Consider the following 5,541-nt stretch of genomic DNA (forward strand, 5'->3'; position numbering starts at 1 on the left):
GATCGAAATTATTTTCATTGATTGATGGTAGAAATTACTCGAAGTTTATTTGAGCAAATTTTTGTCAGTAATTGATGAGCCAAGATTGGTACACTATATGTACTATTGATTTTAAACTGAAGAGTTTGATCATGGCTCAGATTGAACGCTGGCGGCAGGCTTAACACATGCAAGTCGAGCGGGAATAGGTAGCTTGCTACCGATTTCTAGCGGCGGACGGGTGAGTAATGCTTAGGAATCTGCCTATTAGTGGGGGACAACATTTCGAAAGGGATGCTAATACCGCATACGTCCTACGGGAGAAAGCAGGGGATCTTCGGACCTTGCGCTAATAGATGAGCCTAAGTCGGATTAGCTAGTTGGTGGGGTAAAGGCCTACCAAGGCGACGATCTGTAGCGGGTCTGAGAGGATGATCCGCCACACTGGGACTGAGACACGGCCCAGACTCCTACGGGAGGCAGCAGTGGGGAATATTGGACAATGGGGGGAACCCTGATCCAGCCATGCCGCGTGTGTGAAGAAGGCCTTTTGGTTGTAAAGCACTTTAAGCGAGGAGGAGGCTACTTTGGTTAATACCTAAAGATAGTGGACGTTACTCGCAGAATAAGCACCGGCTAACTCTGTGCCAGCAGCCGCGGTAATACAGAGGGTGCGAGCGTTAATCGGATTTACTGGGCGTAAAGCGTGCGTAGGCGGCTTTTTAAGTCGGATGTGAAATCCCCGAGCTTAACTTGGGAATTGCATTCGATACTGGGAAGCTAGAGTATGGGAGAGGATGGTAGAATTCCAGGTGTAGCGGTGAAATGCGTAGAGATCTGGAGGAATACCGATGGCGAAGGCAGCCATCTGGCCTAATACTGACGCTGAGGCACGAAAGCATGGGGAGCAAACAGGATTAGATACCCTGGTAGTCCATGCCGTAAACGATGTCTACTAGCCGTTGGGGCCTTTGAGGCTTTAGTGGCGCAGCTAACGCGATAAGTAGACCGCCTGGGGAGTACGGTCGCAAGACTAAAACTCAAATGAATTGACGGGGGCCCGCACAAGCGGTGGAGCATGTGGTTTAATTCGATGCAACGCGAAGAACCTTACCTGGTCTTGACATAGTAAGAACTTTCCAGAGATGGATTGGTGCCTTCGGGAACTTACATACAGGTGCTGCATGGCTGTCGTCAGCTCGTGTCGTGAGATGTTGGGTTAAGTCCCGCAACGAGCGCAACCCTTTTCCTTATTTGCCATCGGGTTAAGCCGGGAACTTTAAGGATACTGCCAGTGACAAACTGGAGGAAGGCGGGGACGACGTCAAGTCATCATGGCCCTTACGACCAGGGCTACACACGTGCTACAATGGTCGGTACAAAGGGTTGCTACTCCGCGAGGAGATGCTAATCTCAAAAAGCCGATCGTAGTCCGGATTGGAGTCTGCAACTCGACTCCATGAAGTCGGAATCGCTAGTAATCGCGGATCAGAATGCCGCGGTGAATACGTTCCCGGGCCTTGTACACACCGCCCGTCACACCATGGGAGTTTGTTGCACCAGAAGTAGGTAGTCTAACCGTAAGGAGGACGCTTACCACGGTGTGGCCGATGACTGGGGTGAAGTCGTAACAAGGTAGCCGTAGGGGAACCTGCGGCTGGATCACCTCCTTAACGAAAGATTGACGATTGGTAAGAATCCACAACAAGTTGTTCTTCATGACGATGTATCTGAGGGTCTGTAGCTCAGTTGGTTAGAGCACACGCTTGATAAGCGTGGGGTCACAAGTTCAAGTCTTGTCAGACCCACCACTACTGACGAAGTACGGAAAATCAGAGACATTGACTTATTGATAAGCTGGGGACTTAGCTTAGTTGGTAGAGCGCCTGCTTTGCACGCAGGAGGTCAGGAGTTCGACTCTCCTAGTCTCCACCATACATTCCTTCGGAATGTATAAAGAACGAAGCTAAAATAAACAATCAAACGATTGTTAGCTTAGTCCTTAAGCGATCAAGTGCTTAGGTTATAGAGCTTAGCAACAAAGTGGCGTATGATTCGCTTCATTGTTATTAATCTCTGTGATTTATCACAGTTTCCTGACCTGACGAAGGCTGGAAGAATCATTAACAGAATATATTTGAGTTGAAATAATTTGTTCATACTCGTTTGATTTAACCTAACAAGCAATTGTGAAAGTTGAATGAAATGAGTTACTAGCGAAATTAACTGAATCAAGCGTTTTGGTATATGAATCTAATTGAAGCTGTACAGTGATTAAATTCACGAAGCTCTAAACTGTAATGTTGGTTGATCTACTTGTAGGATCAAACGACTGTTTGGGGTTGTATAGTCAAGTAATTAAGTGCATGTGGTGGATGCCTTGGCAGTCAGAGGCGATGAAAGACGTAATAGCCTGCGATAAGCTCCGGGGAGGCGGCAAATATCCTGTGATCCGGAGATTTCTGAATGGGGAAACCCACCCGCTATAAGGCGGGTATCATAAACTGAATACATAGGTTTATGAGGCGAACGAGGGGAAGTGAAACATCTCAGTACCCTTAGGAAAAGAAATCAATTGAGATTCCCTCAGTAGCGGCGAGCGAACGGGGAAAAGCCCATTAAGTTATCTAAGCTTTAGTGGAACGCTCTGGGAAGTGCGACCATAGTAGGTGATAGTCCTGTACACGAAAGGGCTTAGATAATGATGTCGAGTAGGGCGAGGCACGTGAAACCTTGTCTGAATATGGGGGGACCATCCTCCAAGGCTAAATACTCCTGACTGACCGATAGTGAACCAGTACCGTGAGGGAAAGGCGAAAAGAACCCCTGTGAGGGGAGTGAAATAGATCCTGAAACCGCATGCATACAAGCAGTGGGAGCCGACTTGTTCGGTGACTGCGTACCTTTTGTATAATGGGTCAGCGACTTACATTCAGTAGCAAGGTTAACCGATTAGGGGAGCCGTAGAGAAATCGAGTCTTAATAGGGCGTTTAGTTGCTGGGTGTAGACCCGAAACCGGGTGATCTATCCATGAGCAGGTTGAAGGTTGGGTAACACTAACTGGAGGACCGAACCCACTGTCGTTGAAAAGCCAGGGGATGACTTGTGGATAGGGGTGAAAGGCTAATCAAACTCGGTGATAGCTGGTTCTCCCCGAAAGCTATTTAGGTAGCGCCTCGGACGAATACCATTGGGGGTAGAGCACTGTTTCGGCTAGGGGGTCATCCCGACTTACCAAACCGATGCAAACTCCGAATACCAATGAGTACTATCCGGGAGACAGACTGCGGGTGCTAACGTCCGTAGTCAAGAGGAAAACAATCCAGACCGCCAGCTAAGGCCCCAAAATTGTAGTTAAGTGGGAAACGATGTGGGAAGGCATAGACAGCTAGGAGGTTGGCTTAGAAGCAGCCACCCTTTAAAGAAAGCGTAATAGCTCACTAGTCGAGTCGGCCTGCGCGGAAGATGTAACGGGGCTAAAACTACATGCCGAAGCTGCGGATTTACACATTGGTGTAAGTGGTAGGGGAGCGTTCTGTAAGCCGATGAAGGTGGATTGAGAAGTCTGCTGGAGGTATCAGAAGTGCGAATGCTGACGTGAGTAACGACAAAACGGGTGAAAAACCCGTTCGCTGAAAGACCAAGGGTTCCAGTCCAACGTTAATCGGGGCTGGGTGAGTCGACCCCTAAGGCGAGGCCGAGAGGCGTAGTCGATGGGAAATTGGTTAATATTCCAATACTTCAGTGTAATGCGATGAGAGGACGGAGAAGGTTAAGTCAGCCTGGCGTTGGTTGTCCAGGTGAAAGGAAGTAGGCATGTATCTTAGGCAAATCCGGGGTACTCTATGCTGAGATCTGACAGCAAGCTGTACTTGTACAGTGAAGTGGCTGATACCATACTTCCAGGAAAAGTCTCTAAGCTTCAGTTACACTGGAATCGTACCCGAAACCGACACAGGTGGTCAGGTCGAGTAGACCAAAGCGCTTGAGAGAACTCTGCTGAAGGAACTAGGCAAAATGGTACCGTAACTTCGGGAGAAGGTACGCTGCTTTTGGTGATGGAACTTGCTTCCTGAGCTGAGAGCAGCCACAGAAACCAGGCCCCTGCAACTGTTTATTAAAAACATAGCACTCTGCAAACACGAAAGTGGACGTATAGGGTGTGATGCCTGCCCGGTGCTGGAAGGTTAATTGATGGGGTTAGCGTAAGCGAAGCTCTTGATCGAAGCCCCAGTAAACGGCGGCCGTAACTATAACGGTCCTAAGGTAGCGAAATTCCTTGTCGGGTAAGTTCCGACCTGCACGAATGGCATAATGATGGGGGCGCTGTCTCCAGCAGAGGCTCAGTGAAATCGAATTCGCCGTGAAGATGCGGTGTACCCGCGGCTAGACGGAAAGACCCCGTGAACCTTTACTGCAGCTTGACATTGAACTTTGATCTTACTTGTGTAGGATAGGTGGGAGGCTTTGAAACCGAGACGCTAGTTTCGGTGGAGCCAATCTTGAAATACCACCCTGGTAATATTGAGGTTCTAACTCTGCTCCATGATCTGGAGCGAGGACCATGTCTGGTGGGTAGTTTGACTGGGGCGGTCTCCTCCTAAAGAGTAACGGAGGAGTACGAAGGTGCGCTCAGCGTGGTCGGAAATCACGCGTAGAGTATAAAGGCAAAAGCGCGCTTAACTGCGAGACCCACAAGTCGAGCAGGTACGAAAGTAGGTCTTAGTGATCCGGTGGTTCTGTATGGAAGGGCCATCGCTCAACGGATAAAAGGTACTCTGGGGATAACAGGCTGATACCGCCCAAGAGTTCATATCGACGGCGGTGTTTGGCACCTCGATGTCGGCTCATCTCATCCTGGGGCTGAAGCAGGTCCCAAGGGTATGGCTGTTCGCCATTTAAAGAGGTACGCGAGCTGGGTTTAGAACGTCGTGAGACAGTTCGGTCCCTATCTACCGTGGGCGCTGGAAATTTGAGAGGATCTGCTCCTAGTACGAGAGGACCAGAGTGGACGAACCTCTGGTGTACCGGTTGTGACGCCAGTCGCATCGCCGGGTAGCTATGTTCGGAAGGGATAACCGCTGAAAGCATCTAAGCGGGAAGCCTACCTCAAGATAAGATTTCCCTTGGACTTTATGTCCACTAAAGAGCCGTTGAAGACTACGACGTTGATAGGTTGGATGTGGAAGTGCGGTGACGCATGAAGCTGACCAATACTAATTGCTCGTGAGGCTTGACTATACAACACCCAAACAGTTGTATATATAGCATCAATTGATTCACATATAATCAATCAAACTTGATTTAGTTGAAAAGCTAGATAAAATGAACACCTTAAATTAACTCAAGTACTTCTGTTAATAACTCATTTGGTAGAAAACTTAGCACGAAGAGCACTGCTCTGAGATTAGACTAAGTAAGTATCCATAAACAGTTGTGCTGGCGACAATAGCAAGAGTGAACCACCTGATCCCTTCCCGAACTCAGAAGTGAAACCTCTTAGCGCTGATGGTAGTGTGGGGTTACCCATGTGAGAGTAAGTCATCGCCAGCTCATTATTC

At 48.6% G+C, this 5,541-nt stretch carries 2 tRNA genes and 3 rRNA genes; all 5 read left to right on the forward strand.

What is annotated here, in order from left to right:
• The first annotated feature begins 113 nt into the window (after nt 1–113).
• The 5 genes from FTU13_RS17195 (at nt 114) to rrf (ending at nt 5,533) form a co-directional block, all read left to right on the forward strand.
• Nucleotides 114–1,652: ribosomal RNA gene (locus FTU13_RS17195) — 16S ribosomal RNA — on the forward strand.
• 61 nt (nt 1,653–1,713) lie between these two features.
• Nucleotides 1,714–1,790 (forward strand) — tRNA-Ile (locus FTU13_RS17200).
• Between the two features lie 48 nt (nt 1,791–1,838).
• A tRNA-Ala gene (locus tag FTU13_RS17205) sits at nt 1,839–1,914 on the forward strand.
• Nucleotides 1,915–2,327: 413 nt separating this feature from the next.
• Nucleotides 2,328–5,221, forward strand: a 23S ribosomal RNA gene (locus FTU13_RS17210).
• Between the two features lie 197 nt (nt 5,222–5,418).
• Nucleotides 5,419–5,533 (forward strand): 5S ribosomal RNA (gene rrf, locus FTU13_RS17215).
• Together the 16S, 23S and 5S rRNA genes with 2 tRNA genes alongside form the textbook arrangement of a ribosomal RNA operon.
• Nucleotides 5,534–5,541 lie beyond the last annotated feature (8 nt).

The organism is Acinetobacter sp. YH12064, from assembly GCF_013419735.1.
GTDB classification, from domain to species: Bacteria; Pseudomonadota; Gammaproteobacteria; order Pseudomonadales; family Moraxellaceae; genus Acinetobacter; species Acinetobacter amyesii.